Source organism: Cupriavidus sp. 01L43 (assembly GCF_056399925.1).
The window spans coordinates 342,946-367,848 of the sequence record NZ_JBFTSH010000001.1 but is presented as its reverse complement, the minus strand read 5'-3'; the positions used below and the strand labels follow the sequence as shown (position 1 = coordinate 367,848).

Genomic DNA, 24,903 nt, shown 5'->3' with positions numbered 1-24,903 from the left:
TCACACCACCGTCAGAGTCACGGCGGCAGGCGTGCACGCGGCGACCTGGTTGAATGCCAGGGCCACGTCGGGCAAGCCGGCGCCGCCCGGGCCAGTCAGCGCCAGCGCCGTCAGCTTGAACGCGGTGCCGCCCCCCACGCTGTTGGCCGCCGTGATCGAGTCCGCCCACTCCACAGCGCCAGACTCGCCACCGCCGATGACCACGGCATTGATGTAGTCGGAGACGGCCTGCTTGATGGCATCGCCGACGGCCGATGTGTAGCCGGAGAGCGCCCTAATGGTCACCGCGACCGAAACATTGGCCGTCGACGGACGGTAGAACCGAATCGTGATCGGCCGGCCGTAGACATCGAGCACCACGATGGCAGTCGTGCCGTACGTGCCAGATCCAGGCGTCTTCTTGGCGGCGATGGCCTGGGCAATCGCCGTGGCGTCGCCCCCCTCGACCACCAGCGAGATGGAATGGGCCGGGATTCCGTTGGCGTCGGTCGCGTTCGTGTCGTTCTCATACGCCGCCAGCCGCGTGACGCCTGCGATGTTCGACACCGCCCCGATGATGCCGTCTAGCACCGTCAGGGACGGCAGCGCCGTCGAGACCGTTTGCCGCTGGCGCAGCGCCGCATCCTTCTCCACGGGCGCGCCTTCGGCTGCCGCGCTCGGGTTCGTCACCGACTGCCATCCAAGGGTCGGCGTGCCAATCTGGTTGATCGTGCCGGCCGCCGCCGATACCGCCCCGAGCGTCTGGCATGTGGCCGTCACCGTGATCTGGCCGCCGGGCGGAATGGTGATCGAAGGTGGCAGCGCCCACTTGTTGCCGTTCGCGTCCTTGGCGATTCCGTTGTTGATCGGCCGTCCCGCCTGCCCGACGACAACCAGGTCGGCGCTCGAGAACGAGGCTGCCTTCCTGCCAATGCCGTTGATCTTCACGTTGCTCGACAGCGCATCATCTTGCGCCGTGGCCGGGCTGAATGACCGGTAGATCGAGATCGCCACGGCGTTGGCGTCGTTGATCGCCGAAGCGAAGACCGCGAGAAGCTGGCCATCCTGGCTGTCCGCCTCAAGATAGACATCGGGCCCGTAGATGGCGCGGTATTGGTCCTGCAGGTATTCCAGCACTTCGGCGTACGTGGGCGCCGTGATGCCGCTGGCATCGATCGTCGGTGCGGTCGTGGTGATTGCCATTACAGAGTCGCCTCAACGGTGGTGGTGCCGTAGATGGTGTTGATCGTCACAGTCACGGTCAGCGCCCGCCTCTCGGTATCGACCGAGCTGGAATACGCCGTGATCTGCTGCACGCCCTGCGTGCCCAGGATCCGCTGGCGGATCGCCGCGTCGTAGGTGCCATTTGTGTACTTGTCAAGGACCTCAGTCGACCACGGCATGCCTTCCGTCTTGTCGAGGAACCATTCCCCGCGCAGCAGTCGCAGCCGCGTGAGCACGGCCTGGCCAACCGCCTCGGGCACGTCCTTGTAAAAGTCGGCCGCTTGATTTCCGAATGTATAGTCACCATCCTGAGATAGCTTTCGATAACGCATTTTGATGCCTCGGGAATCAGATCATGAAGATCATCGAAACTAGCAAGGGACAACGAATCCTCGTCGACGATGACGACTACGAAGAACTCGCCAAATTTTCATGGCACGTTGCCAGCCACGGGTATGCGGCTCGCTCTGTCTATGGCCCGAAACGATCCACCGTGCTTATGCACAGACAAATCATGGGGCTGCAGTTGGGTGATCGGACACAGGTCGACCACATCGACGGCAACACTCTGAACAATTGTCGATCGAACATGCGCCTATGCACGCAGAAGGAAAACAAGCGGAACATTCGCCTCAAATCGCACAGCCAGTCGCGCAGAAAGGGCGTCTACTACGATGCTGCGCGTGGTAATTGGCAGGCATACATCTGCGTGGACCGCCGCAAAATTCACCTTGGCCGGTTCACATCCCCTGAACTCGCCAGCACTGCATACGCCGAAGCCGCGAGAAAGTACTTCGGTGAATTTGCCAATCTTGGCTAGTTGACGTTGCCGCTATTGCCGCTGCCCGGCTGCACGCCGTTGTGGGTGTGGGTGTCGTCCACGCGCTTTCCGTTCGCGGCGACCTGCCCGATGACGTTCAGCACCCCGTTGAACACAGCGGCGGCCCCGCTCACAGCGCTGCCTACCAGACCGCCGACGAACGTCAGGAGCCCCGTGATCGTCACGGCCGCCGAGAAGGTGGACAGCGGTGCGACGACGTCGAATCCGCCCGGCGCGACGATGCGCACCTTCTGCAAGCTCGGGTTCATCTCGATATAGGTCGAACCGTCGTCAGACCTGAGCTGCGTAGCCGTGGTGCTCACACCCGTCAACGCCCGCGGCCTTGACCGGAAGCCCAGCAGCACGAACCCATCCGACAGGTCGTGCATGCGGATTTCGGCCTGCTCCTGCACCCCGCCGGACTGCCACCATCCATCAATGCAGCGTGACGCAAAAACGACGAGGCATTCGTCGCCTGGAGCAACCGGGAAGGTCAGACTACAATTCCCGCCAGATGGGAACTGCACGGGGCAATCGACCAGCAGCGGCAGCGGCGTACTCACAATGGAGCCGTCCTGCTGCCGTACGAGCACCTTGATTGCAGGCTGTACTGCGCAGGTCAGGGGGAAATCGCCACCGCCCGAGAACGACTGAATAATCCCGGGCAACGCCGTCCACAACCCCGCGCGCATCCCATCCAACGCCTCCCGAAGGGCTGTTTCGGGATCGCCTGCTCTCTCTCGTCTGTCCATGGAGTGTCGCTATGAAGAAGCTGGTACTGATCGCCGCTGTGCTTGCCCCGGCTCTGGCCACGGCAGAAGAGGCCTATGTCTATCCGTTCGCCGGCATGCAGGTGGGGCAGACCGTCAACAACCCCTTCCCCACCATCCTCTACCTGAAGAAGAAGTGCGAGCTGCCGCTGGCCCACGCCAAGGACATGCGTGCCTACGCGTCCTACAGCGGCGTCTGGGACATCGGATGTTGGGGGAAGGACATCGACGGCAATGCGATCATCGTGGTGCCGAAGATGCAGACCAAGTCCATGTCGCTCAGCGTCTTGCCGCTGGCGGACGTCCAGGCGGACCGCAACACCATGACCATCAAGGCGCTGCCCACCTACGGGCGCTAGCCGAACTTCTTGATCACGTTGTCCGGCGGTACCGCGCCTTTGTCTTTGAAGTGGTCAGGCAGCACCGTGACGTCGGCCGCCAAGCAGATCACTTCGGTGTAGTACTCGTTCCCCCGCGTATCGCCAGAGTGTTCCGCGATCATCACGTAGTAGAACCCGTCGTCCTGTAGTTTCGCCTGCTGCTGGATCCGCTCGTTCTGGGCCTGCTGCCCGACATTCAGGCTGTACTCGTAGCGCTGAACGCTGGCGTTATCGATATTGATCAGCCGGCCGATTTTGACGCTAGGGTTCAGCAGCATCTTGATCGTGATGCCGTTCTGGGTCTGCTCGGGCAGGCCGACCATGCCCGTTTCCGCAGTGATCACCGGGATGTCGCCCGGCATGTACGAAGTCTCGGGCACCAGAATGACCCTGCCATCCTGGATGCTCCATACCGCCTGCTGCGTACGCGCCGTCCAGCGCATGAAGTCCCTGGCCATGCCAAACATCACTTTTCCACGCGGCAGCGGGTTCGTCGGCAGCTCGAGCGTATAGCCCTGCGTGACGCCGTACGGGTTCATGGCCGTGCAGGCGGCCGCCACGTGATCGCTCGCCGTGGACCCGGCAGCCAGCGTCGCGTTTACCACCGCGAAGTTGTAGGCCGAGTCGCCATCCGCGGCGGTGATGTCCAGGTACGTGTCGGTCTGGCTTTCCCGGCCGCGCCGCACCTGCTTGATGGTGCCGTCGAAGATGATGCCGAAATTGCCCTCATAGCCGCCCTGCACAACCAGCCGCGTGAATTCCTTCTCGATCCTCTGCTTGGTGGTTTCGGAGACGTTGTACACGCGCACGCGGGCCGAATTCGGCGTCTGCAGGTCGCCGCGACTGATCTTGAACACGCATCGAAGTTCGGACAGCTCAATCGCAGCACCGCTGGATTGGCCGACCAGGATGGAGACCTTCCGGCCATATTGCTTGGTTCCCATCATTCCGTCACCCAGAAAACATGCGAGCCAATGCCCAGGTCGTCAAACGTGGGCACGTCGTCGGGATTAGCCGCGCCCTGTACCCACAGCCGCCCGCCGAAGTCGAGGTGACGATATTGCCCCAGCAAGTCCGCGCCGGTGACCAGCGGAACGCCGCTCACGAGCGGCTGATTGGTCGCGTCGGCGATGTCCAGCACCCAGCCTGCGCCGCCTGCGTCGCGGTATTGCACCGTCATCCGATAGTCCACGCCGCTCAGCGTCACTGTGAACCGCTGTGGATCCGGCGTCAGGGGGATCTCATAGAAGGTCGCCATCACATGCTCGTCGGTGGCACCGAACCGCCTGGCGCCGGCGTGGCCGGCATCGCGGCCTTGGTGCCGGTGTTCTGGGTCTCGGCCGTGGCCTTCGGGTCAGCCTGATCTTCCTTGGGCGGCAGACGGGTCGCCTGCGTCTGCACGATCCGGATCTGCTTCAGCGTGGCCGTAACGCTCAACGCCTCGCCGGTCTTCTGGTCCTTCACCACGCGCAGCGACTTGAACAGCATGTCGCGGTACATGCGCATCGACGTCACGACGTCGAAGGGTTGGCGCGTCTCCTGCAGCGCCAGCAGCTGCGAATACACCGTGCTGATGTAGTCCGCCGACGGCAGGCCACCCCCCGTGAAGATCGATTCCAGCGTGCCGATCAGCGCGGCCAGGTCGGCATTCGACCAGCCACATTGGATCGTTACCTCCGGCTGCAGCTTGAACGCGTGATCGTTGATCTGCGCACCCTTCTCGACCGGGTGCTCAGTGATCTGCAGTTCGTCCTGGTGCGCTTCCTCAAACGTGCAGCCGATCTTCACCGGGCCAATGGTCTTCGGCACCAGGGTGATGATGTCGAGGAAACTCACGAGATTACCCCCTGCATGTTGCGCACGATTTCGTCGTTCACCTGGCGTTGCTCGCTGGCGACAGCCCGGCCGGCGGCCGTGGGGTCCGACACGCCGTACAGGTTGATGTTGGTCTGCTGCTGCAGGTCGACGGCTGCCGAGCCGCGGCGCGCGGCCTCCAGGTCGGCTTGCGCCGGCCGCTCGTAGTAGCGCGACACGATCTCGCCTGCCTGTTGGGCATTCTGCGCGGCGCGCAGCAGTTGACCGGCGCGCTGCTCCGCGCCCTGCGTCAGCTCGTGGTTCACGAACTGCAGTTGTTCCATCAGGGACGAATCGCGGATGTCCTTGCCGGCCCATGCCTTGAAATTCGCCTGACGGTCCGGGTGCCATTGCGCGACGCCATAGGCACTCCCGTTGTCGCCGACGGCACGGTGGTTCAGGTCCCTGCCGCTCTCGCGCTGCAGATTGGCCACGATGCCAACCGCCTGGTCATGGTTCCAGCCCATGCGTTGGAAGAATGACACCGCGTCGATGGGGCCGTTGACGCCGCCACCAGCAGCAAGCGCCGCCCCGCCCCGTCCGGCTGCGCCACGCCGGCGCGCCAGCTCAGCATCTTCGCCGTTGTTCAGGCCGCCGCTGTGGAAGAGCAACGCGGCGGCGCCGCCGATCCGAGCTGCCCACGGCAGGAAGCGCGCTAGCCACCCCGCGCCCGCGCCAGCAGCAGCACCAGCACCGGCGGCACCCCCAGCAGCAGAAGCGCCGCCGGCAGCCGCTGCGGCGGCATTGGCCGCGCCCAGCGCGCGCACCGCCGCGACCATCTTCCAGATGCCGCTGACGATTTTGAAGCCGCCCAGCGCGCCGAACGCGCCAACCAACAGCATGATCTTTGTCGACCAGCCGTCCGTGGCCTTGTCCAGCTCGATGAACTGGTCGACCAGCCACGACAGGGGCGGGCCGAGCGCAGTGGCTGCGGCCAAGATCGCGGCGGCAATGTCTGCGGCACGATCAGCGATCTCGTCCGAATGGTCTTCGAACCACTTCTGGAAGCGATCGAGCTGCGGCCCCACCTTGCGCAGCAGCGCGCCCTCCACCTTGATGCCGAAGTTCTCGAACGTGGTGCCCAAGCCTCGCAGAGCGACCATGAACTGGTGCGCGTCCTCGGCCGCCTTGTCCAGGCCGTTTTTCCGGGACATCTCCCGATACTGCTGCATGAACTTGGCGAAATCGCCATCGCGCATAGCCAGTAGCAGGTTCTCGTCGATGCCGAGCACGCTTCCATACTGGCTGGCCAGCCAGGTCGGCTGCTTCGCCAGTTGCGCGCCGAGGTCGGACAGGATGTCGACCGTGTCGCGCAGCTCGCCGTTGGCATTACGTGTCTGTACGCCCAGTGTGGCCAGGTATCCCTCGCCGGCCGGATTGTTCCGTAGGAACTTCGCCAGGCTTTCAACGGCGCCGAAGGCCGTCTCGGTCGAGATGCCCAAGTTACGCGCGGCGAAGCCGAACGCCTTCAGGCTGGTGGCCGCCGCGCCCGTGCGCTTCGAGACGAAGTACAGGTTCTCCAGCTTCGACGCCAGCGCGGACACGCCGACGCTGACTGCCAGGGCCGATGCCGAGATGGTCGTCACCAGCTGCTTGACGCCCTTGGTGGCCTGCTCGACGCCGTCGTTGAACTTCTTCAGGCCCTTCTCGTCGACCTTGAAACCGAGAGCCACCAAGAATTCACGGATTACGGTGCTTTGGGCCATTGTTTCGTTCCGCGATGCGGCGCGCTTCCGCCCGGTTGTCGGCTTCCATCATGAGGAAGTCGTTCATCAGCGCGATGTCTTCAAGGCCCAGGGTGCCGTCGAGCAGCGACTCGTACTTGCACATCTGGGCCTTCACGGGCGCGAGCAGAAAGTCCTCGCCGTTCGGAAGGTGTCTCAGCCAGCCTGTGCCGCCGGTTCCGGGCTGCTCGCTTGGCTTGTAAGCAGCCCTTGAATAAAAGGGCCGAGGTTGGCCACGATGACCTGTACCACCAGCGGCAGGATCACGCCCATGTCCATGTCCTGGAACATCAGGTCCTTCTGGCCGGGGGAAACCACGAACGACCACCCAGTCTCCTGCCGGCGCTGCACGGCGGTCAGGCAGTTGTCCATGACGTAGTCGGCATCGGCGTCGTTCATGGCGGCCAGCGCGTCGGCGAACGGCTGCAGGGCCTGGCTGAATCCATCAAGGTCGTTGGTGAGCGCGCCCATCGCGCCGGCCGCGCCGCCGCTCGTCTTCGCCAGCTTCATGAACACCGGGATCAGCGCCGGGATGATCGGCGCGATGCGACGCGACACGTGGAACTGCTGCTTCGCGGTCAGGCGCCCGATCGAGTAGGCGTTGCCGCCGAGTTGGATTTCACGGCGCATGGTCAGTAGGTCCCCAGCATGCCTTCGATTCGGCCAGCGTCGAATACCCACTCGACGGTGCCGCCCTCAGTGGCGTAGGTCAGATCAGGAACATTCTTGAACGCACAGAAGATGCCCGCGATTGCGTCGCTCGCAACGGACTGGGTCACGGTGATGACGTTCTTGCCCCACAGCCGGCTGTCGAGCTTCTGGGCGTTGTACAGCGCCATCAGCGTTCGGTTGATCGGCGCGGTCTTCAGGTACCGCAGCGTGATCTGGCCCGAGTTGTCCGCGCGCAGGCTGTGCTGGACGCTGCCGTCCGAACCCACCGTCATGGCGTTCTTGTCGTTGGCCATGGCCACGGTGATGCCTTCTTCAGCCGTCGCCTCACCGTAGCCGAGCGAGAACGACCCGCCCGGCCCGGCGATGGAAGCCTGGACGTCGATAAACGAATAGGTGCCGCCTTGCATGGTCTCTTTCCCCTATCAGCGGTTCACGTTGACGAGGATGTCAACGGTATGGATGGCGCCGGCTTCCTTCGCCGCGACCTGGAATGCGACCGACTTGCGCGCTTCACGGTCGGCCTGCGACTGCAGCGCAATCGGCGGCACGTAGACGTAGTAGCCCTTGGCCAGGGTGTCACCCTGCTTCAGCGCGCCGAAGCCGTCGGAATTCCAGACGCCGGGGGCCAGGTATCCGTTGTTCACCGCGGCAGCGCAGGCAGCCTCGATCGTGGTGCCAATCAGCGCGTTGCCCGCGTCGGTCTGGGGAATCTTCGTCTGGCTCTGGTACAGCAGGTTGTACACGTCGGTCTGGATGCGGTTCTGGAACCAGATCGAGTTGTAGATCGAGTCGATGAAGATCCCGCTCGGCGTGACGCCGTACTGCACGATGGCAGTGTCGTTGTCGTATTGGACGAACACGTTGCCGCGCTTGCTCTGCAGCACGTTGGCCTGGCTCGTCGACAGGTTCTCGGGCACGATCCCCGGCTCCTGCTTGTACATCAGGGTGATCGTCGTGTTGTTGCCGTTGAAATTGGTGGTCAGCAGGCGGCCGAACAACGAAGCGGCGGCGTACGGGCTAGTGCTGGACCACTGCGCGAACGAGTACTTGTAGCTCTTCGCCTTGAAACGCGACAGCAGATCGGTGGTGGCCGTGCCGTCCAGCGCCTGCGGTTCCTGCGTCGTGGCGCCGTAGATGTGGCGCTGATCCGCCTCGACCAAGTCGGCCACGGCCACGTGCTGGTCGTTGGTGAGCGACGTGTCGGCGAACTGGATGCCCAGGAACTTGTTCGCGAAGCGATCCAGGAAGATGTTCAGACAGGCGTCGGGGGCTTCGGCCACGATGCCGTCGACCGGCGCCGAGGCCAGCGCGCTGGTCATGCCGAGCATGGTCGAGATGTCGGTGCCCGACCCCGTCGGTGTGGCGTAGCTGACCTTCGAGCTGGTGCCGCTGGTCGGCGAGGTGATCACGAACTGCGTGCCGTTCCAGACGCACGTGGCACCGGCCAGCGCCGTCTGGATGATCGTGGCCACGCCGTTCAGGTTGGTGACACCCGAGAAATCCAGTGCCGACAGGGTCTTCACGGTGGCGTCGATCGTCACCTTGAACGAGCCGGCCGTGACCGCCTTCCACACCGTGATGTCCTTCTGGGCCGTGGAGAGCGCGGCGCCACGCAGTGAACCAGCGGTGGCCGTCTTCGCCCAGCGACCGATATTGAGCTGCGCAGGCTGGGGCGTCTGCTGGAAGTACAGCAGCGCGGCCAGGTATTCCGGCGCGGTGTTGCCGAAGTCGCTGCCCACGGCGTCGATGGTGCCGTACGACCGCATGCGCTCGTTGGTGTCGATCACCGCGGACGCGCCCAGGATCAGCGCCGTGTTCAGGTTGGCGCCCTGGGCCGCCAGCGGCGACATGTTGATGGAGACGTTGATCAGCCGCGATACCGGCAGTCCGTTGGACATGGTCATCCTCTACTGGTGAATGTTGGTCGTCGCGACCACCGGCGGCACCGAGTCGGTGGTGCTCTGCACTTCGGCGGACAACAGGTTGAGGACCGGATAGGTCCGGGTGATCTTGCGGCGCAGCACCAGCGTCAGGTCATAGCGCCGGTTCCACTGCTGGTTGATGAGTGCAGGCGCGGGCTGGATATCGCTCGCGCTGACGAACTTCATCCCGTTCAGCGCCAGCTGCTCGCCGTTCTGCGGAATGGAAATGCTGTCGGCCAGGCGCTGGGCGTACCCCTTGGCGCTCGGCCCGTAGAACGAGCACATCAGGTCGATCTGCTGATGCCGGGTGTAGGTGTCGCTACCGTCGCCGGCCGGGTCATGCCGGATGGCCGGGCCTGAGTCGTTCGTCTGCACGCTGACGCCCATGGCGCACCAGTTCTCGGTCGGCTCTGGCTGCTTCGGGACGGTCGGCTGCCAGCGCGGCCGCACCATCTCCCCGGGCAAGCCGGTCACCCCTGCGACCAGTTCCTGCAACAGGTTGTCGAGGTCCACGTCGTCTGGCGGAACCGGCGCCGTCGGCGCAAGGTAGCCGCCGGTAGCGCTGGTATTTGGCATGAATTACCCCGAGAGCGGTTTCAGATCGCAGGTGGCGGCCACGAAGCCGCGCCCGAAATGGCTATAGTCGTTGACGCTGACCACGGTATAGGTTCGGCCCTGCCAGACCACCTCGTCGGCGCCCTGCCCCGGGCTGCCGTCCTTCAGCCGGAACGGGGTATGCAGCGTGATGGATCCGGTGATCAGGCTGCCGTCCGAGCCGCGCTGCAGGATGTCGCCCTTGTCGCTGGTGACCACCGCGGCAAACGGCGACGCCGTGGCCGTGTTCTGCGCGCGGCCGTGCCCATCGACCGTCTGCACCATCCGGTTGCACACCAGCCCTGTGTCCATGAAATCCGGATCGAGCAGCACGTCGACGACGTCGAGTAGTGCCATGGGTCACTTCCTTTTGCGTAGCACGTAGGTGATCGAGTTGCGGTACTGGGCGGTGTCGATCAGCGGCTTGGCCAGCTCAGTGCTGGGCTGCTGACCGGCGGCGCGGGACGCCAGTTCTTCCTTCGCCCCCTTCCGGCCTCGCCGCGCGCGGTTGCGCAGCGTTGCCTCGCTCAGCGCCGGGCCGATGCCGCTGCTGATCAGCGCTCGAACCGAGGACTGCGCAGCCAGGCCGGCCATGCTCAACCGCCGCTTTGCGCCGTCAATGTCGCCATCCAGCGCCGCTTCAACGCCCTTCTGCAGCTGAGGCAACGTCTTCGGCTGCGCAGCGGCGACGCCCGGCACCAGGTGTGGACGCGCCGGAAGATTGATCTCCGGCGCGCCGTTCTCCTGGATGTATCCGATTTCGGCATTGCTGAGCGGTGCGCCATCGTCCTTGCGCCCGGCGGTGCTGTCAGGCACGCCGACAAGGACTTGCTGGTCGACCAAGCCGTTGATGGACTGAAGCACCTGCTTCAGCCTGTCCACCTTCATGAAGCCCATGGGATATCCCCGATGGGCTGGCGCGGCTACAACTGCATGCCGCCTGCGCCCATCATTCTGGCGAGAGTGAGAAACCGGACACCGTAGGTCGTCAGGTTCCACATACCGGCGTCGTCAATGGTCGCTGCGCCGGTGTCGTAGCTCGCGCTGACCTTGTCGACTGCCTTGGAAGATTGCGGGCCGGTGACCTGGCCCGGGATGCCACCGACTTCAGCTGTCGCCTCGTCCCGTCGAGCGAGTACGAGGAAGTGCGCCGCGCAAAGCTCAATGCCCTGATCGGTCAGCACGCCCCATCGGCAGGGGTTCACCAGTGACGTCGCGATGATCAGCTGAAAGTCGATGGACGCGTCCGAGTACTTCGTCGCGTCGGCAAACTCCGGAAAGTCGGCTCTGAACTGTTCTGGTGTCATAGGTGGTTGGCTGATGCCCCTCGCGAGGCATCATACCCCCTTACTTCTTGCCGGTCTGCTTGGCCGCGGCGTCCGCCGCCTTCTCGCGCTCGGCGATAGCCACCTCGCGGGTGTCCAGCGCTTCGGCGCGGGCGTTCAAGTCGGCTTCGCGCTGGTCGGCAGCCTTCTCGCGGTCGGCGACCGTGCCGGCGCGCATGTCCAGAGCGTCCTGCCGTTCCTTCAATTCCTTGGCCTTCCCTTCCAGGAACTGCCCTGCGGAATCTAGGGCTGCCCGCTGCTCGGCCAGGTCACCGGCCTCCCCACCCGCCGCCGGCTCCTCGCCGATATGGGCCTTCACGAACCAGTGCTCGGCCACCGCCGGTGGCACGGTGTGGTTGCCCACGGGGAACTCGTGCTTCCCGCCCTCGTGCTGGAGCACGAAGGCCTTGCGAACGTAGATCTTCGGCATGGCGCGCTCCTTAGATGCCGTCGCGGTAGCCGATCAGCTCGGGGTACACCACCTCGACCACGCCCAGCCGGCCGAAGTAGGTGGTGAGCTGACGGATGTCGCGATATTCCAGCGGCGTGCGCTGAAGCGGCACCAGCGGGAACCGAACCTTGTCCTGCTCCTTGGTGTACGCCATCATGCGGTCCGCGTTCGCGACCCCGCGCTGGAACAGCCACTTCAGCGGCTGGATGTTCAGCGGCCGGCCGTTGATCGAGTTCGAGATCGTGTTCTGCTTCACGTACTCGAGGATGCTGATGTTGCCCGCATCGCTGACCTTGCGGCTGACCAGCAGCCCGAACTTGGCCGGTGGCAGGCGCAGCTCGGACGGGCATACCGCATAGGCGGACGCCGCCCACACGCTCGTCAGAAGCTCATTGACGTCCGCGACGATCTGATCTGGCGTGGCCGTCGCCCAGGTGCCGGTGGCGGCATTCGACACGTTGGTAACCGTCGCCGCATTCACCAGGCCGGTGACTCCCAGCACGGTATCGCCGATGTACACCTGCTCGTCGACGTCCATGTTGTGCTTGAGCTGCATGCCGGTGAACTTTTGCTGGTCCACCGGGCGCCCCAGCTTCTGGGCGGATTCCAACTCAGGGATGGTCCAGCCGATCTGCATGCCCCACAGCGTCAGCGGGCTGGCCGTCTTGCCGATGTCCAGCGCGATGCCTGCGATGGCCGAAGCGTCCTTGCCGATCCACGACTTGCCGTTCGGGGAAGCGCCGCCCGCAGCGGCGAAGCTGGAGTTCGTGAACGACGACGTCTCGTCGGCGATGGACACGTCCTCGCGCAGGTCGATATCGCGCGACCAGGTCACGGAGGCCAGCGGGCCGTGCAGCGTCTGGTCCAGGCGTTCCAGTTCGCCAATCAGGAAGGCGCCAGTGCTGTCGATCGTGCGGCTGTCGAAGGTCAGCATGCTGTCGCGCGTGCGGGCGCGGATGATCGCCGGGGCGTTGACCATGGCGATGGCAGCCGCCGCGGCCATGCGCGGGAGGATGATTTTGCTCATTCTAGGAAACCCCTTAGATGTTGTAGGCGATCTCGACGTTGCCGTTGGCATCGCCGGCGTTCATAAACGTGGCGCCAACAACCGCGATGGTGTTGGTGCTGTCCGCAGCCGCCTCGATGCCGCCGATCGGCTTGCCAGCGGCAGCTGCGGCAACCCGCACATACACCTGGCCACCAATGGCCGGCGTGCCGGCGTTGTTCTTGATGGTCATGTAGCCCCGGCGCATGACGTCCGCGACGCCGGTGGTCGGAGGCGTGGCCGTGCCGAGCGGCTCCGACCCGGCGCCGCCGGTGGTCGGGTACGGACGGACCAGTAGGCCATACACGGCCGTGGCGGCGTCACCGCCAGCGATCGGCACGAACTTGCCCGCGGCGATCTTGCCGAACAGACCGTAGCCGGGGAACGGCAGCGCCGAGTTCAGGATCTGCGACTCAACGGTCGCCTGCGACTGGCGCGAGATATCCCCGGGGATGCCCGAGGCCATGCGATACAGGATTGCGTTGCCCATGTGGCACTCCCTTAGTTGGCGGACCGGTCGGCCCAGTACTTGCGGTTGGCTGCGTTGATGTCGGCGGCCGTGCGGGGCTTGCCGAAATCCTTGGTCTTCGCGACGCCGTCGTGCGTGCGCCCGTTGTTCTGCGCCTTGATCAGCTCGCTGGCGCCCATGAATGCGGCATTGATCAGCGCGGCGGGCAGCTTCTCGAAGTCAGCGGTCAGGCCGCCCAGGAACGGCGCGATAGCGGCCTTGCCGACATCCGTCTGGTACGCGACGTCGAGCGCCTTGCGCTGGCACTTGCAGAGCGACGCGGCGCGGTCCTTGGTGGTGATCTTGGCGTCGAAGGTCGGCAGCTTGATACCGGGGGCCAATATCTCGGCGCGCGAGGGGATGCTGGCCGCCGAGTCGCCGGTGTACAGGACGACGTCGGCCTGGCTGAGCGTGCCAGCGGTGTTCGGATCGGTCAGGTCGCCGTCGTCTCCGGTCCTCTTCTTGTCCGGGTCGTCCTCGTCCTCGTCGTCGGTCTTTTCCTTGTCCGAGTCCCTGGCCTTGCGCGTGCCCAAGGCGGCGATGGCGGAGTCCTGAGCGTCCATTCGCTTCAGGATCTTGGTCAGCAGCTGGGACGTGGCGTCGCCCGTCTTGCCTTCCTTCTCCTTGGCCTCTCGCGCCTCGCGCTCTTCCTCGGACTCCTCGTCGTTGGCCTTCGCCTCTTCCAGGGCCTCCGCCATGGCCGCTTCGTCGCCGGCCTTGAAGGCCGTCATGATGCGATCCCATACGGTGCGCTTGCCCTTGGGCTTGCTGTCAAAAGTCTTCATGTCTTCGGGTTCCTTATCGCCGATCGCGCAGCGCGGGCCACACCGGCCGCGCTCGACGAGGGCTACGTGGTTGACAACGATGTTCCGCTGTACCCCGCGGCCGGGTGATACCTGTTCGTAGTCCGCCTCATAGCCGAGGCTGACCTCTTCAATTCTGTCTTTCTGGATCGCATCGATTGCGGCTTGGTCAGTCACCAGCAGGTCGGCGATCAGCAGGTCATCTGCAATGCCGGTGCCGCGGCGCAGGTTCAGCATCGCCCCCTTGCCCAGCGCCGAGAAGTTGGCAGGCGTGACGAAGTCGTCGGGATGATCGAGCGTCACCGGCTTGCCAACGCAGCTGGCCAACGTCGCATCGCGAAACACCTCTTCGGGCGTCCGGCTGATACGGATCAGGCCATCGGGGCCTGGCTCCACCGGCACCTCGCCCGGGCCGTACAGCATCTCGCCGGTGCGCGCGACGGGCACTTCCTCGCACAGCAGGAAGCCCTCGGGCGTCAGCGAGCGCTTCGGGCCCAGCTTCTGTACGGTGTAGAAGCGCATATCAATCCTAGGGAATCACAGGTTCCGGGTAGCAGCGGCAGTTCGGGAACTGGCCGGCGTGGCCTTTCATCCCGTCCAGCGTGGGCGGGTCATCCCAGGCGACGAACTTGCCTTCCATTTCGCGATGCGAGTCGCGCACGTCACCGTCGCCGGACGTCCGCCAGACGTACCCCGGCGAGCCGACATGCAGCGCCCGCGCCTCTGTCAGCGTCGATGCGGTGCGCGCGACCTCGGTCCGGGCGATCAGGTCGGCACGGCTCTTGGCCACGTCGCCCGATGCCTGGATCGCTTTCGAGATCTCCGACGCCCTGGTGCTGTCCTCGATGCCCTCGATCGTCAGCTTGTGCACGCGCTTGGCCGCATCCAGCGGGATGGATTTGATCAGCGTCACCTGCTCGCCCATCAGGGCCTGCATAGTGGCGCCGGTCGGCGCCGTGCGGATCTCCTGCCGCAGCGCGCGGGACAGCTCGGCCGAGTACTGCATCCAGGCCTTTTCGTCCCGCCGGTTCACTTCGGTCAGCATCTCGGCCGCGGCGCGCTCAGCCCACGGCGTCAGCGCCTCGGCGTACCGCTGCAGCAACTGCTCAATCGTCGGCAGGACGCCGGGATCGCCAGGCGGAAAGCCATTGACCAACACGCCCACCTGCTGCGCGACCTGTCGGAGCTGCGTCCGATACACCCTTTCCGGTCCGCTTGTCCTTACCGGATTGCGGCGGCGCTTCCGGTCCGTTGTTCGGGTCATCAACATCAGGCAGTTCCATTTCCGGCACCGGGGGCGGCTCGTTCTCCGCGTCCTCGATCGCATCGTCCGTGATGCTGGTGAACACCCCGGTACTGTGGCTCGACTGGCGCAGTTCCTTCATGGCCGTCGGCTTGTCGACCAGGTCCGCGTCGTAGGCCTGCGTCACGGCCTCGGTCACCGTCTTGGCGTTCTGCGCCTTCTCGGTGTCGGACAGCTGCCACAGCGACGTGAAGCCGTAAGCGAAGCCTTCCGGCGGCGGCTTCCCAAGCTCCGACCGGACCACCACGTCATACAGCCGCGTGACGGGCGCGCGCAGCTTCCGTTCCTGCTGCTGCTTCGTGTTGTCGTAGTACGTCCGCAGGTCCGATTCGCCGGTGCTGTTCAGGCCGGCCGGCGACTGGCCGAACAGGCGCACCAGCGGGATGCCCAGGGCGCCGGACAACTGCTGGCCGAACTGCATCAGGACGCTGTCCAACCCGGAGAACTGGTAGGTATCCGTCTGCAGCTCGTCTGCCGCGTCGATCAGCGTCAGCCCCTCATTCGACTGGTACCGGCGGATGAAGTCGACGTTCTTCACCAGCGCTTCCATCGCCGGGCCGCCCATGGCGATGATCTCGCGCAGCTTGTCGACCTTGTACGTGCGGAGATGGGCTTTGTAGACCAGCTGGGCGGCGCCAATGGTGGTGCTATCGAACGCCACAAGCCGGTCAATCAACCGCTCGATGACCGACTGCCCCCAAAGGTTCTCGGCGATTTTTTGCCAGTACGGCAGGTCAACGCCGTCGATGCGCAATACCCGGCTGTAGTGGATCCGCTGGCGCTTCAGCGCCATGCTGTCCGCCACCACATCGTAGTAGCGCGGCTGGCCCATGTCCGGACCCATCTCGGTGACCAGGTCCTCGAGCGACGGCTGCACCAGCCAGCGGTCCAGCACGTACAGCCCCTTGAACTGATCCCTGCCGATGCTTTCCAGCCGCAGTGGTGTGGCCGGGTTCTGCCCGTCGATCAACATCACCGCCAGCGCGCCGCCGTAGAGCCGCGCCCACTTGATCGTGTCGTTCAGGCGATCCCAGAGGCCCATCCGCTCGAAGGCGGCATTCAGCTTGTTCTGGTCGGACGGGTCAAGCTCCGCATCGATCTCGGTGCCCGCGCGCGTCATGTCGTCAGCAACCACGTCGACGGCCTGGCCAACGATCCAGCTCGACCGGTACATGGCCTCCAGCTGCACGCGGTTGCGCGAGATGAAGTCGAAGCCGTAGCTGAACTGCGACGCCTGATTGTTGGTGCCTAGGCCCAGGCGGGCCTCGAAGTTCTGGAAGCTGTCGCCGGTCATCCAGCGCTTGGCACTGGCGGACGCAGCCACCTCGGCTCGGTGCGCACGGATCTGCGCTTTGCGTTGGTTACGGTTCATTGCTGTCCGAGTTTGGTCCAGATGTCCAGCGACCGGCCGCCGGCCAGCATGTCATTGATCGCATCCACCATCGGATCGATCTGGTCATCGTGTGCGTGCGTGTCGTCAGGCGTGAAGGCGTCGCATTCCTGCGTGAAATCGCTCACCCACGCGGCCGCCTCGGGAATCATCACCAGGCCGGCGTCGATGTAGCTGACCACGTCCATGACGCGCACCAGCTTGTCGCGGTGCCGCTCGATGCCCTCGACGGGGATGGTCCCCGACGCCTGGATGTCCTGGATCAGCCCGGTGCCGCTGGCCTTGTCCTCGACGCGCATCTTCACAAGCGCCGCGCCGAAGTGGAAGTCGTACGGCAGGTGCTTGTTCCAGAAGTCGATGGCCTTCTGCCGCAGCTCGGGCGCCGGCCACTTGCCCCGGATCTGGTCCAGCAGGTAGATGCGGCCGTTCTTCCCGTGCCCCCAGCACTGCAGGACGCTGTAATCGTTCCGCTCGGCGGTCTTCTGTGCCGTGTCGGCATAGATGACGCGCTTGTGCAGCTCGGGCGCCACCGTGTACCGCCCGAAGTTGGCGCTGCGGATGATGCCGCCGCCCAACGGGCTGGGGCGCTGCATGTACTGCCCACTGAACACATACCGGTCAGCCTTCTCGCTGGCCAGCATGTCGTCGAGCGGTTCCTTGTAGGGCCAGTAGCTGAACCGGCCGTCCTCGTCCTTCTCACCCAGCTCGACCAGCGCGCGCACACGCTCGGGCAGCTGTTCGACGTACTCGTCGGTGATCAGCGCCGGGATCTCGATGAATTCCCAGTCGCCCGGCACCTTGCCGGCCTTGATGAAGCCTGTCGGGTCTTCCTCGGCCAGCCGCTGCATGATCACGATGATCGGCGTGTCCGGGTTGGCCTTCCGGCTCTTCACCGTGGACAGCAGCTTGCGGTTCGCCTTGTCGCGATTCGGCTTGCTGTACGCGTCCTCGACCTTCAGCGGGTCGTCGATGATGATGGCGCCCTGCCACCCATCGGTCATGTGCCCGGCGCGGAAGCCGGTGATCTGGCCGCCCAGCGACACCGCGTACACACCACCGGCCTTCTTGCCGTCGGCGATGACGTTCCAGCGCTTCTTCGACTTCGCGTCTGGCGCGATCGACAGCGGCCACAGCGCCTGGAACTCGTCCGACTGGACAATCTCGCGCGCCGTCTCGCTGTTCAGCAGCGCCAGATCATCCGAATACGAGATGTGCAGGAACCGCGCGCGCGGGTTCACCGCCAGCCCCCGGGCGATCAGGTTGATCGCCACCAGCTCGGTTTTCGACGAGCCCGGCGGGACGTTGATGACGACGTTCTTCAGCTCGCCATCGATGACGCGCTGCACCGTGTCCGCGATCAGCACGTGGTGCCAGTTGACGCGGAACTTGATGCCCTGCCGGTGCTTGAAGAAATACCGGCTGAAAAACAGGTGATCTCGCTCGCACTTCGCCTTCAGGACGGCGCGCTCGACGGACGGGTCAATACTCGTCTTCGAGTTTCGCGACAGCGGCTGCGACCTGTTTTTCATCGACGACGGTGGTTCGTTGTTCGACCGGCCCGCCGTCTTCCCCTGTCAGCTCGATGCGCTTCGGCGTTTCCTTCCACCCGGCCTGAGTCTTCATCCAGAAGATGGCCGCAGTGACTGCGCCCTTGCCCGTGCCGGTGGCTTGCTTGAACAAGGCCTGCGCCACCAGGGCGTTTGTCTTGTCTTTCGCCGTATCCAGCTCGGCGCGGAAATGGACCCGCAGCGTCTTGGGCGTCATCGCCTTGCCCGTTTGTGGGTTCACGATGCAGCTTGCGATGTACTCGTGGGGCGCGCCGAACCCGGCCAGCGAGCTGACCAGCCTGCGGTCTTCCTCGGTCGGCTCGAATGGTTTGCGTCCCGCCATGGGTATCACTCGTCAGGATCGGGGAACAGATCGTCCGCCAGCACCACGTCACCGCACGCCGCCACGGCGCGCTTCCAATCGCCCTTCACGAACACCAGGACGTTCTGGTGCACCTTGCCCAGCTTCCGGCTGGCCGCGAACTGCTTGCCCGCGCGGATGGGGGCGCTGCCCAACGCGGTCAGCAGGATCGCTTCGTTGTACAGCCGCATGCCGGCATCGATGAACGCGTCGATCGTGTCCGACACGAAGTTGCGATACGGGCCGGTGCCGCGTTTCTCGCGCACGTCGCCGACCACGAAGCAGGCGAATCGGTCGCGCTTCAGCAGGCTGACGGCGCCGACGATCACCTCGCGGTAGGCCTCCATGAAGGCCGGATAGTCCATCGTGGACAGGTCCGCCGGATCGTCCGAATACCGTTCCAGGTCCGCATATGGCGGGCACGAGAACAGGAAGTCGGCCTCGACATCGGGCAGCCGCCGTGCGATCTGCCGGCTGTCGCCCACGTGCCAGCCTGGCGCGGGGTCTTCTGTCTGCACCAGGTGCAGTTGGCCACGGTTGGCCTCGACCTGTTCAGCGCGCAGCTCCATGCCCACATATGGACGCCCGAGGCGCGCCGCGACAACGCCGCGCACGCTGCCACCGGCGAAAGGGTCAAGTACCAGGCCGCCGGCCGGGCAGAACCACCGATAGGCCAGCTCGCACAGCACCGGGTCGAAGATGCTGGTGCGATGCTGCGGCGCCGCGCCCTGCTCTGCTTTCTGGTGATCCGACGCCGACGCATAGGCCGGTGCGTCGCGGCCCAGCTCGGACTGGATTCCCAGACCCAGCCATGCGGCCTTGCGTTCCTGCCACGCCGCGTCGCGCGCGTTGAGCGTGCTGAACGGCGGCACCATGAACTGCTCGGCCAGCGACCGGTGCTGCGTGCCGGGCGCCGGGCCCGGTGGGTCCAGCAGGTCGCCCAGCTCGTCCGGCGTGAAGCCGATCGCGGTCAGATCGAAATCAGCTTCTCGCAGGTCCAACAGCTCGGCGGCCAGCAGGTCGACATCCCAGCCGGCGTTCTCGGCAAGCTTGTTGTCCGCGAGGATGTACGCGCGGCGCTCGTCCGCTGCCAGGTGCGACAGGTCGACCGTGGGCGCTTGGCCCGGCACCGGGCAGTTGGCGATAGTCTCGCCGGCCGCCCACATCTGCGTGGCCGCTTCCAGCCGGCCATGGCCTGCCAGCAACTCGTCGCCGGCGGTCAGCGCCGGATTGGTCCAGCCGAATCTGCGCAGCGACGCCTTGATCTGGTCGACCTGGGCGGCGCTGTGCGTCCGTGCATTGCGCTCATAGCGGACCAGCTCGTCGGCCGCGCGGTAGCGGATTGTGAGCTGATCGGCCTTTTTCATACGCGGTAAAAATGCACGGGCGGGGAATGAAAAATGCCCGGAACGGGTAGCCGGGCAAAGCCACCTGGGAGGGTGGAGGAGACAACGTCGAGGGGCATTCCCTCACGGATGGCGACGCGGGTCTGGAATCGAACCAGTCTGCCGCCTCTCGGATCGGCAGCCACCGAGCATTCACTCGGGACCGGGCACCCAAATCCCGGCACTACGCCGCGTCGCCATCCGTGAGGAAACAAAAAAGCCCGCTTGCGCGGGCTCTGGACGTAGTTCGTAGGTGTATCGAATGAGGGGCATTTTTGTGCACGAAATGCACAATGTCAAGAAAAACTCGAAAACGGGCTAAGCCTCGGCCCGCTCTTCGAGGGCGACCATCCCCGCCGCCATAAGCCGGCCGTCGATCGCCAGCCAAGCCACCGACTCGACGCCGGGCGCCGCCATCAGGCCCTTCTTCCGTTCGCCTTCGATCCACAGCTTCAGCTTCGCGTTCTGGGCGCTGACCGTGTTGCGGTGCGCGCCGCAGTCCTCGGCGATCTGCTGCAGGTCGACACGGACGCCGAAGATCTTCTCCAGGATGGACCGCCGCACCCGGTAGTGCGAGAACGAGCCAGCCAGCTGCTGCATCGCGCGCTCGGTCAGCCAGGCGATGGCCGCTTCCCATTCCGGGTTCGCGCGCCGGGCGGCGCAGCACGGGCGCCCGCAGTCGCAGACGACGTTGCGCGGCGCACAGCGAGCGGTCAGCACCGCCTGGTGCAGCTCGGGCAGCATGCTGAGTTCGAGACGGACCATGCCGGCCTGCGCTGCACCGTCGACGCCAACCAACCCCTTCCCCGAGCCGATGGCAGGCGTCATGGCCTTGTTCATCGCCGATGCCTGGTACTGCTGGCCCGAGTAGTTGAACGCGAACACCAGCGCCGCGTGCGAGCTGTCGAAAAGGCGTTCTTCCATCGTGTTTTCCCCGGTCACATTCATTCCTTCACGCCGCCTGTAGCGGCAACTGTTCTACGCTGACCTGCACGCATGGGGACGTGCTGTAGCGCTTGCTGATGCGGTATTCCACTGCCTGGGCGTCGTCCAGCCAGACGATGCCGTTCATGCCGTCCTTCACGGCCTTGAGCACGTTGTCGGCGTCCGGCTTCTTGGTGGCTGCCACGAGACCCGCTGCGGCGTCGCGCTGGCGCTTCTTGGACCAGCTGGTCGGGATCTGCAGGTTGATGTCCAGCCACAGCTCGACCGGGCCCTCGATGGGCGGCCGGCCCGACATGGCCTGCGTGGCGAAGAGCTTCACAAGGTTCTCGTACGTCGCGGTCTTCTCGGGCGTGTAGGTCCGGACGAAGCTTCCCTGCCGCGCGAACTTGGGCCGGCCCTTGGCCACCGGCTGGCCCGGGATGGCGAACACCACGCGGCGCAGTGGCCGCGAGTCGCCGAAGAGCGAGCTCGTCGTCATGCCACCACCTGCCCCGGCGCCACGCCGTACATGAGCCGGTACACACGCTCGAACTCGCCCGGGTTCATCCGCTCGGCTTTGCTGACCTCGCGTTCCATGAGCCGCTGGTCTCCCGACACGGCGATGACGCGCAGCCGGAACCAGATCGCGTGCTCGTCCGGGTCGCGCTGGACGCCCAGCTCTTCCGCCTTGGCCTGAACGCCTTCCGCCGTGGCATCCCAGTCGGCCGCGGGCGGCGTGTCACCCATGGCCTCGTCGAGGAACATTTCCAGGAACCCCGGGTTCACCGGCGACGTGTCCCTGTCGGCATCCCTTCGCGCGCACGCGAGGGCATGAGCCCGGAGCAACGCCGGCACGCCGATGCAACGATCTGCAATCCGGAGCAACGCCTCGTGCGCGCGCGAGGACAGCCGCAACGCCCTGCCCTTCTCGGCCTCGAGCTGGACCAGCAGGTCGCCCATCGCGTCAGCGGAAAGCGGCGGCGGCGGCGGCGGCGCGGAGTTATCCACAGGGCCTACACCGTGTGAAGCACCTACGCCGCTTGAAGTAGGTATGGTGTTATGTGACTGTGACTGTGACTGTCTATCGTTTTGCCATGGCTCGGACGATGGGTCTGCCATCCCATTTGCTATGCCATTTGCCATAGCATTTGCCACCTCTTTGCCATCCGGTTTGTCACCTTCTTTGCCCCACCGCTTGGCAGCGCCTTGCTTCCCGGCCTCGCGCCGTTTGTTACTGATCAGGCCGGCCCGCTCGCGTTCCTGCTCGGCACGCTTCTGCACCAGGCGGCCCTCGACAGGTGTGAACAGCGCCCGGATCTTCGGCGCGTGCTTGCGCCACTGCGACACGGAAAGCTTGGCAATCGTGGCCAGCTCTTCATCGTCGTCCAGCGGCGGCCCGTTGCGCCAGTAGTCCATCAGGATCAGCAGATAGGCGCCGTGCTGCTCGGTAGTGAGCCGCGACGTGTCGGCCAGGTAGTCGCCGATGTAGAGCGGCATCCAGGTGTCGTTCTTCTTACTCATCTAAGCAACCCCCACAACACTGAGCCCACCACCAACAGGAACATCCACACGGCAACGCTGAGCGTGATCACCTCGTCCATCACGCCACCTCCAGCCCCTTCCGGGCGAGCGTGCGCAGCGCCTGGTATTCGTCGCGCGGCAGGCAAACCATGCTGTCGTCGCCGGGGGCGACAACGTCCAGCTCGAGCACTTCGAACAGCGTGCAGAACTCGGCGAAGCTCAGGCGGTGCCCGCTGTTGTTCAGGAAGCGCGAGAAGTTCGTCGCTTCGACGCCGATGCGTTCGGCCACCCTCTTCTGCGTGAGCGGAGCAACGCGGTTCAAGACCATCGATTCCAAGCTAGGCATGCGATGCTCCAATGTGCTCGATCGATTCCATAGGATTGACCCCAACGAAACAACACAGCCGGGCGCCACGGCGGCCGGCCAGAATGAAATGGGAAACGGGTGCTACTTCCTGATGCCGGGCGGCATGGCGGCGAGATCGGCGCGGGCGCAGGCCCGGGCGCGGAACAACAGAAAGCGACTGCGCGCGACGCAGCATGGTCATACCCCCGGTCGGGCCGCGATGGGCCCGTTCAACAATGCGCGGACACGCCGCGCCGACTTCAAGATCCACCAGAACTCCGCACAAAAGCCCAGTCGACTTTGTCGTTCAGTTGTTCGCAGGTCACCGCGCCTTCAGTGATGCGCTCAATCGCCGGGCAATGTTCGGCCGGCACCTGCCGCCCTTCATCAGTCCATTGATGGACGGCGCCTTTGGTGACGCCGAGAAGCTTGGCCAAGGCCGCGTAGCCCCCTACCAAATCAGCCGCACGCTTAACTGGGTGATCGCTCATGATGGAAAATCAGTCCGAAATTGCGATTAAGTATAGAGTATCTAGACATTTGGGTAAAGAAATCATAGACCTCTCGTGTTTAGATTCTCTGTACTATCGCGCGATGGAAATGAAGTCTTGGATCCGTCTCGCTCGCAAGAAGGCTGGCCTCACGCAGGAGCAGCTGGCGGAAAAACTCGGCCTCACGAAAGGCAACATCTCGGCTTGGGAGAACGGCCGACACGAAGCGAGCTTCGCCCAACTCGCAGCGATTGCTCAGCTCAGCGGCCTGCCAATCGGCCACGATGCGTCGCCAGCCTTGGCGAATGCCGGCAGCATGATGGACTGGCAAAAGGAGGACGCTGCACGGCTGAGCGCCCTCTTCGCCCAGCACCGCGGGCGCCTGAGCGTGGACGAGTTCAGCCGCCGATTTGAGATCGGGCCAAAGATCGCGCAGTACTTGGCTGGTCAGACCCCGCTGACAATGGAGGCGGCCGTGGGCTTCGCACGCGGGCTCGGAGTCGAATTGGACTCCATCAGCCCGCGCCTGGATGCAGAGCGCCGGCGGCCAGCCACCGAGTCCAATGAAATCGTCCGTCTTCAGCCTGGCGCTGAAGACGGCAACACGCCCGCAGATCGCCTTCAGCTGGTGATGGCGGAGCAGCATCTGGATGTCAATTCCCTGGCGAAGCTGCTATCTGTCGAATCGGCCGTCGTGCGTTCATGGCTCGAACCAGATGCACCGAAGCTCCAACTACACCACGCGGTGAAGCTCCAGGACGCCTACGGATACAGCCCGGCGTGGCTTATCAATAAGTCCGGCAACCCAAAGCTCAACAGCGCCATCGAGCCTGAGCTGGACGAGCCCTCGCTGCCGTTCGACACGATCCAAATCCCTGATAACGCTTTCAGGAAAATCCCGGTTAGAGGCATGGCGCAGTTAGGCGACAACGGTCACTTCGTCGACGTCGAGTACCCCGTAGGGCATGGCGACGGCTACGTTTTCTTTCCAACCAAGGATCCGGACGCATACGCTCTCCGGTGCAACGGCGAGTCCATGCGGCCACGCGTGAAGCACAATGAATTTGTGGTGGTCGAGCCCAATACGCAGATCCAGAACGGCGACGAGGTTCTTGTGAAATCGCAGGACGGCCGTGTGATGGTTAAGGAACTGGCTTATGTCCGCGATGGCATCGTCCACCTTTCGTCGGTGAACGAACGCCACGGCATGCTCAGGATTCCGCAGGACCAGATCGAGCGAATGCATTTTGTCGGCGGCATCGTAAAACGATCGGCTTGGCGACCTGATTGAACCCACAAAGGGGCCAAAGAGTGTTCCGGATGACTCAACGCTTCGCCACAGCCAAGTCGATGACGATGGTGTGTGGCGCCTTGTTCGCGAGCATTCTGTCCATCGATGCTTCCGCGGAGATGGGTGTTCCGCGACTTACGTACTCCCATATATCGAACGCATGCGTGGTATTCACACGACCAGGCCTGCCTACAACCAAAGCCGCCGATGGCAGACCCGTACTAGTGTTCTTTCGAACTTGTGATGCCAATGCACCAGCAGGTCAACCTCAGA

Annotated in this window: 32 protein-coding genes; 3 read left to right on the top strand and 29 right to left on the bottom strand. The window is 64.5% G+C overall.

Annotation, left to right across the window (positions count from 1 at the left end; all coding sequences use genetic code 11):
- Entirely contained in the window at positions 1–1,182 is a 1,182-nt protein-coding gene (locus AC1DP9_RS01790) for a baseplate J/gp47 family protein (RefSeq protein WP_454763353.1), read from the bottom strand.
- The gene (locus AC1DP9_RS01785) at positions 1,182–1,535 is read right to left on the bottom strand and encodes a contractile injection system sheath initiator (protein ID WP_477106459.1); all 354 of its coding nucleotides are present in this window, start codon (positions 1,533–1,535) and stop codon (positions 1,182–1,184) included. The genes AC1DP9_RS01790 and AC1DP9_RS01785 overlap by 1 nt, the downstream gene beginning before the upstream one ends.
- Before the next feature lie 23 nt (positions 1,536–1,558).
- On the opposite strand from AC1DP9_RS01785, the gene AC1DP9_RS01780 reads away from it, so the two are divergent.
- Positions 1,559–2,023 carry an HNH endonuclease gene (locus tag AC1DP9_RS01780; RefSeq protein ID WP_477106458.1) on the top strand — a complete coding sequence of 155 codons (465 nt, stop codon included), beginning with the start codon at positions 1,559–1,561 and terminating at the stop codon, positions 2,021–2,023.
- On the opposite strand, the gene AC1DP9_RS01775 is transcribed toward AC1DP9_RS01780, so the two are convergent.
- Entirely contained in the window at positions 2,020–2,775 is a 756-nt protein-coding gene (locus tag AC1DP9_RS01775) for a Gp138 family membrane-puncturing spike protein (protein WP_477106457.1), read from the bottom strand. The genes AC1DP9_RS01780 and AC1DP9_RS01775 overlap by 4 nt on opposite strands.
- A gap of 11 nt (positions 2,776–2,786) precedes the next feature.
- Between AC1DP9_RS01775 and AC1DP9_RS01770 the strand changes: the two genes are divergently transcribed.
- Entirely contained in the window at positions 2,787–3,152 is a 366-nt protein-coding gene (locus AC1DP9_RS01770; RefSeq protein ID WP_477106456.1) for a hypothetical protein, read from the top strand.
- On the opposite strand, the gene AC1DP9_RS01765 is transcribed toward AC1DP9_RS01770, so the two are convergent.
- From AC1DP9_RS01765 to AC1DP9_RS01640, 26 genes are all read right to left on the bottom strand, one after another.
- Positions 3,149–4,117, bottom strand: coding sequence for a phage protein (locus tag AC1DP9_RS01765; RefSeq protein WP_477106577.1), 969 nt, complete (start codon positions 4,115–4,117; stop codon positions 3,149–3,151). The genes AC1DP9_RS01770 and AC1DP9_RS01765 overlap by 4 nt on opposite strands.
- A complete protein-coding gene (locus tag AC1DP9_RS01760) occupies positions 4,117–4,431 on the bottom strand; it encodes a phage baseplate plug family protein (RefSeq protein ID WP_477106455.1) in 315 nt (104 codons plus the stop codon). The genes AC1DP9_RS01765 and AC1DP9_RS01760 overlap by 1 nt, the downstream gene beginning before the upstream one ends.
- A complete protein-coding gene (locus tag AC1DP9_RS01755) occupies positions 4,431–5,009 on the bottom strand; it encodes a phage baseplate protein (RefSeq protein WP_477106454.1) in 579 nt (192 codons plus the stop codon). The genes AC1DP9_RS01760 and AC1DP9_RS01755 overlap by 1 nt, the downstream gene beginning before the upstream one ends.
- Positions 5,006–6,733, bottom strand: a complete 1,728-nt coding sequence (locus AC1DP9_RS01750; protein ID WP_477106453.1) for a phage tail tip lysozyme — start codon at positions 6,731–6,733, stop codon at positions 5,006–5,008. The genes AC1DP9_RS01755 and AC1DP9_RS01750 overlap by 4 nt, the downstream gene beginning before the upstream one ends.
- Positions 6,708–6,857: a DUF6889 family protein gene (locus tag AC1DP9_RS01745; RefSeq protein WP_477106452.1), complete on the bottom strand. Its 150-nt coding sequence runs from the start codon at positions 6,855–6,857 to the stop codon at positions 6,708–6,710. The genes AC1DP9_RS01750 and AC1DP9_RS01745 overlap by 26 nt, the downstream gene beginning before the upstream one ends.
- A 50-nt stretch (positions 6,858–6,907) precedes the next feature.
- Positions 6,908–7,381: a phage tail assembly chaperone gene (locus tag AC1DP9_RS01740; protein WP_477106451.1), complete on the bottom strand. Its 474-nt coding sequence runs from the start codon at positions 7,379–7,381 to the stop codon at positions 6,908–6,910.
- 2 nt (positions 7,382–7,383) lie between these two features.
- Positions 7,384–7,830: a tail tube family protein gene (locus tag AC1DP9_RS01735; RefSeq protein ID WP_477106450.1), complete on the bottom strand. Its 447-nt coding sequence runs from the start codon at positions 7,828–7,830 to the stop codon at positions 7,384–7,386.
- 15 nt (positions 7,831–7,845) lie between these two features.
- Complete coding sequence (locus tag AC1DP9_RS01730; RefSeq protein WP_477106449.1) at positions 7,846–9,321, bottom strand: DUF3383 domain-containing protein; 1,476 nt, start codon at positions 9,319–9,321, stop codon at positions 7,846–7,848.
- A gap of 9 nt (positions 9,322–9,330) precedes the next feature.
- Entirely contained in the window at positions 9,331–9,921 is a 591-nt protein-coding gene (locus AC1DP9_RS01725; protein ID WP_477106448.1) for a phage neck terminator protein, read from the bottom strand.
- Positions 9,922–9,924: 3 nt separating this feature from the next.
- Positions 9,925–10,296 (bottom strand): hypothetical protein, encoded by a 372-nt coding sequence (locus AC1DP9_RS01720; protein ID WP_441644068.1) that lies wholly within the window; start codon positions 10,294–10,296, stop codon positions 9,925–9,927.
- Between the two features lie 3 nt (positions 10,297–10,299).
- Positions 10,300–10,836: a hypothetical protein gene (locus AC1DP9_RS01715; protein WP_410748596.1), complete on the bottom strand. Its 537-nt coding sequence runs from the start codon at positions 10,834–10,836 to the stop codon at positions 10,300–10,302.
- 26 nt (positions 10,837–10,862) lie between these two features.
- A complete protein-coding gene (locus AC1DP9_RS01710; RefSeq protein WP_410748597.1) occupies positions 10,863–11,246 on the bottom strand; it encodes a DUF4054 domain-containing protein in 384 nt (127 codons plus the stop codon).
- A gap of 40 nt (positions 11,247–11,286) precedes the next feature.
- Positions 11,287–11,694, bottom strand: coding sequence for an STY1053 family phage-associated protein (locus tag AC1DP9_RS01705; RefSeq protein ID WP_410748598.1), 408 nt, complete (start codon positions 11,692–11,694; stop codon positions 11,287–11,289).
- Between the two features lie 10 nt (positions 11,695–11,704).
- Complete coding sequence (locus AC1DP9_RS01700) at positions 11,705–12,742, bottom strand: DUF2184 domain-containing protein (RefSeq protein ID WP_410748599.1); 1,038 nt, start codon at positions 12,740–12,742, stop codon at positions 11,705–11,707.
- Between the two features lie 13 nt (positions 12,743–12,755).
- A complete protein-coding gene (locus AC1DP9_RS01695) occupies positions 12,756–13,250 on the bottom strand; it encodes a structural cement protein Gp24 (protein ID WP_477106447.1) in 495 nt (164 codons plus the stop codon).
- 11 nt (positions 13,251–13,261) lie between these two features.
- Positions 13,262–14,593, bottom strand: coding sequence for a DUF2213 domain-containing protein (locus AC1DP9_RS01690; protein ID WP_441644064.1), 1,332 nt, complete (start codon positions 14,591–14,593; stop codon positions 13,262–13,264).
- Between the two features lie 7 nt (positions 14,594–14,600).
- Positions 14,601–15,227 (bottom strand): phage head morphogenesis protein, encoded by a 627-nt coding sequence (locus tag AC1DP9_RS01685; protein WP_477106576.1) that lies wholly within the window; start codon positions 15,225–15,227, stop codon positions 14,601–14,603.
- Positions 15,178–16,746, bottom strand: coding sequence for a DUF1073 domain-containing protein (locus tag AC1DP9_RS01680; RefSeq protein ID WP_477106446.1), 1,569 nt, complete (start codon positions 16,744–16,746; stop codon positions 15,178–15,180). The genes AC1DP9_RS01685 and AC1DP9_RS01680 overlap by 50 nt, the downstream gene beginning before the upstream one ends.
- A complete protein-coding gene (terL, locus tag AC1DP9_RS01675; protein ID WP_477106445.1) occupies positions 16,743–18,293 on the bottom strand; it encodes a phage terminase large subunit in 1,551 nt (516 codons plus the stop codon). Before terL ends, AC1DP9_RS01680 begins: the two co-directional genes overlap by 4 nt.
- On the bottom strand, positions 18,244–18,654 hold the full coding sequence (locus AC1DP9_RS01670; protein ID WP_477106444.1) for a hypothetical protein: 411 nt from the start codon (positions 18,652–18,654) through the stop codon (positions 18,244–18,246). Before AC1DP9_RS01670 ends, terL begins: the two co-directional genes overlap by 50 nt.
- A 5-nt stretch (positions 18,655–18,659) precedes the next feature.
- Complete coding sequence (locus AC1DP9_RS01665) at positions 18,660–20,039, bottom strand: chromosome partitioning protein ParB (protein ID WP_477106443.1); 1,380 nt, start codon at positions 20,037–20,039, stop codon at positions 18,660–18,662.
- 336 nt (positions 20,040–20,375) lie between these two features.
- Positions 20,376–20,981: a DNA-binding protein gene (locus AC1DP9_RS01660; protein WP_477106442.1), complete on the bottom strand. Its 606-nt coding sequence runs from the start codon at positions 20,979–20,981 to the stop codon at positions 20,376–20,378.
- A 28-nt stretch (positions 20,982–21,009) separates the two neighbouring features.
- Entirely contained in the window at positions 21,010–21,480 is a 471-nt protein-coding gene (locus tag AC1DP9_RS01655; RefSeq protein ID WP_454763330.1) for a RusA family crossover junction endodeoxyribonuclease, read from the bottom strand.
- Positions 21,477–22,502, bottom strand: a complete 1,026-nt coding sequence (locus AC1DP9_RS01650) for a YdaU family protein (protein WP_477106441.1) — start codon at positions 22,500–22,502, stop codon at positions 21,477–21,479. Before AC1DP9_RS01650 ends, AC1DP9_RS01655 begins: the two co-directional genes overlap by 4 nt.
- A gap of 79 nt (positions 22,503–22,581) precedes the next feature.
- Positions 22,582–22,848, bottom strand: coding sequence for a CII family transcriptional regulator (locus AC1DP9_RS01645; RefSeq protein WP_454763328.1), 267 nt, complete (start codon positions 22,846–22,848; stop codon positions 22,582–22,584).
- 260 nt (positions 22,849–23,108) lie between these two features.
- Positions 23,109–23,339, bottom strand: coding sequence for a helix-turn-helix domain-containing protein (locus tag AC1DP9_RS01640; RefSeq protein WP_313817869.1), 231 nt, complete (start codon positions 23,337–23,339; stop codon positions 23,109–23,111).
- Between AC1DP9_RS01640 and AC1DP9_RS01635 the strand changes: the two genes are divergently transcribed.
- Positions 23,338–24,630, top strand: coding sequence for a helix-turn-helix domain-containing protein (locus AC1DP9_RS01635; RefSeq protein WP_454763327.1), 1,293 nt, complete (start codon positions 23,338–23,340; stop codon positions 24,628–24,630). The genes AC1DP9_RS01640 and AC1DP9_RS01635 overlap by 2 nt on opposite strands.
- Positions 24,631–24,903 lie beyond the last annotated feature (273 nt).

What these genes read in the sequence shown, in the direction of transcription:
- AC1DP9_RS01740 (WP_477106451.1), bottom strand. Translation starts at nt 7,381, where the DNA reads ATGCGCCGTGAAATCCAACTCGGCGGCAACGCCTACTCGATCGGGCGC.
- AC1DP9_RS01635 (WP_454763327.1), top strand. Translation starts at nt 23,338, where the DNA reads ATGATGGAAAATCAGTCCGAAATTGCGATTAAGTATAGAGTATCTAGA.
- AC1DP9_RS01765 (WP_477106577.1), bottom strand. Translation starts at nt 4,117, where the DNA reads ATGGGAACCAAGCAATATGGCCGGAAGGTCTCCATCCTGGTCGGCCAA.
- AC1DP9_RS01710 (WP_410748597.1), bottom strand. Translation starts at nt 11,246, where the DNA reads ATGACACCAGAACAGTTCAGAGCCGACTTTCCGGAGTTTGCCGACGCG.
- AC1DP9_RS01745 (WP_477106452.1), bottom strand. Translation starts at nt 6,857, where the DNA reads ATGTGCAAGTACGAGTCGCTGCTCGACGGCACCCTGGGCCTTGAAGAC.
- AC1DP9_RS01785 (WP_477106459.1), bottom strand. Translation starts at nt 1,535, where the DNA reads ATGCGTTATCGAAAGCTATCTCAGGATGGTGACTATACATTCGGAAAT.
- AC1DP9_RS01760 (WP_477106455.1), bottom strand. Translation starts at nt 4,431, where the DNA reads ATGGCGACCTTCTATGAGATCCCCCTGACGCCGGATCCACAGCGGTTC.
- AC1DP9_RS01670 (WP_477106444.1), bottom strand. Translation starts at nt 18,654, where the DNA reads ATGGCGGGACGCAAACCATTCGAGCCGACCGAGGAAGACCGCAGGCTG.
- AC1DP9_RS01770 (WP_477106456.1), top strand. Translation starts at nt 2,787, where the DNA reads ATGAAGAAGCTGGTACTGATCGCCGCTGTGCTTGCCCCGGCTCTGGCC.
- AC1DP9_RS01690 (WP_441644064.1), bottom strand. Translation starts at nt 14,593, where the DNA reads ATGCGCTTCTACACCGTACAGAAGCTGGGCCCGAAGCGCTCGCTGACG.
- AC1DP9_RS01640 (WP_313817869.1), bottom strand. Translation starts at nt 23,339, where the DNA reads ATGAGCGATCACCCAGTTAAGCGTGCGGCTGATTTGGTAGGGGGCTAC.
- AC1DP9_RS01695 (WP_477106447.1), bottom strand. Translation starts at nt 13,250, where the DNA reads ATGGGCAACGCAATCCTGTATCGCATGGCCTCGGGCATCCCCGGGGAT.
- AC1DP9_RS01750 (WP_477106453.1), bottom strand. Translation starts at nt 6,733, where the DNA reads ATGGCCCAAAGCACCGTAATCCGTGAATTCTTGGTGGCTCTCGGTTTC.
- AC1DP9_RS01720 (WP_441644068.1), bottom strand. Translation starts at nt 10,296, where the DNA reads ATGGCACTACTCGACGTCGTCGACGTGCTGCTCGATCCGGATTTCATG.
- AC1DP9_RS01700 (WP_410748599.1), bottom strand. Translation starts at nt 12,742, where the DNA reads ATGAGCAAAATCATCCTCCCGCGCATGGCCGCGGCGGCTGCCATCGCC.
- AC1DP9_RS01735 (WP_477106450.1), bottom strand. Translation starts at nt 7,830, where the DNA reads ATGCAAGGCGGCACCTATTCGTTTATCGACGTCCAGGCTTCCATCGCC.
- AC1DP9_RS01660 (WP_477106442.1), bottom strand. Translation starts at nt 20,981, where the DNA reads ATGGAAGAACGCCTTTTCGACAGCTCGCACGCGGCGCTGGTGTTCGCG.
- AC1DP9_RS01680 (WP_477106446.1), bottom strand. Translation starts at nt 16,746, where the DNA reads ATGAACCGTAACCAACGCAAAGCGCAGATCCGTGCGCACCGAGCCGAG.
- AC1DP9_RS01725 (WP_477106448.1), bottom strand. Translation starts at nt 9,921, where the DNA reads ATGCCAAATACCAGCGCTACCGGCGGCTACCTTGCGCCGACGGCGCCG.
- AC1DP9_RS01775 (WP_477106457.1), bottom strand. Translation starts at nt 2,775, where the DNA reads ATGGACAGACGAGAGAGAGCAGGCGATCCCGAAACAGCCCTTCGGGAG.
- terL (WP_477106445.1), bottom strand. Translation starts at nt 18,293, where the DNA reads ATGAAAAACAGGTCGCAGCCGCTGTCGCGAAACTCGAAGACGAGTATT.
- AC1DP9_RS01665 (WP_477106443.1), bottom strand. Translation starts at nt 20,039, where the DNA reads ATGAAAAAGGCCGATCAGCTCACAATCCGCTACCGCGCGGCCGACGAG.
- AC1DP9_RS01650 (WP_477106441.1), bottom strand. Translation starts at nt 22,502, where the DNA reads ATGAGTAAGAAGAACGACACCTGGATGCCGCTCTACATCGGCGACTAC.
- AC1DP9_RS01790 (WP_454763353.1), bottom strand. Translation starts at nt 1,182, where the DNA reads ATGGCAATCACCACGACCGCACCGACGATCGATGCCAGCGGCATCACG.
- AC1DP9_RS01715 (WP_410748596.1), bottom strand. Translation starts at nt 10,836, where the DNA reads ATGGGCTTCATGAAGGTGGACAGGCTGAAGCAGGTGCTTCAGTCCATC.
- AC1DP9_RS01730 (WP_477106449.1), bottom strand. Translation starts at nt 9,321, where the DNA reads ATGTCCAACGGACTGCCGGTATCGCGGCTGATCAACGTCTCCATCAAC.
- AC1DP9_RS01655 (WP_454763330.1), bottom strand. Translation starts at nt 21,480, where the DNA reads ATGACGACGAGCTCGCTCTTCGGCGACTCGCGGCCACTGCGCCGCGTG.
- AC1DP9_RS01645 (WP_454763328.1), bottom strand. Translation starts at nt 22,848, where the DNA reads ATGCCTAGCTTGGAATCGATGGTCTTGAACCGCGTTGCTCCGCTCACG.
- AC1DP9_RS01780 (WP_477106458.1), top strand. Translation starts at nt 1,559, where the DNA reads ATGAAGATCATCGAAACTAGCAAGGGACAACGAATCCTCGTCGACGAT.
- AC1DP9_RS01705 (WP_410748598.1), bottom strand. Translation starts at nt 11,694, where the DNA reads ATGCCGAAGATCTACGTTCGCAAGGCCTTCGTGCTCCAGCACGAGGGC.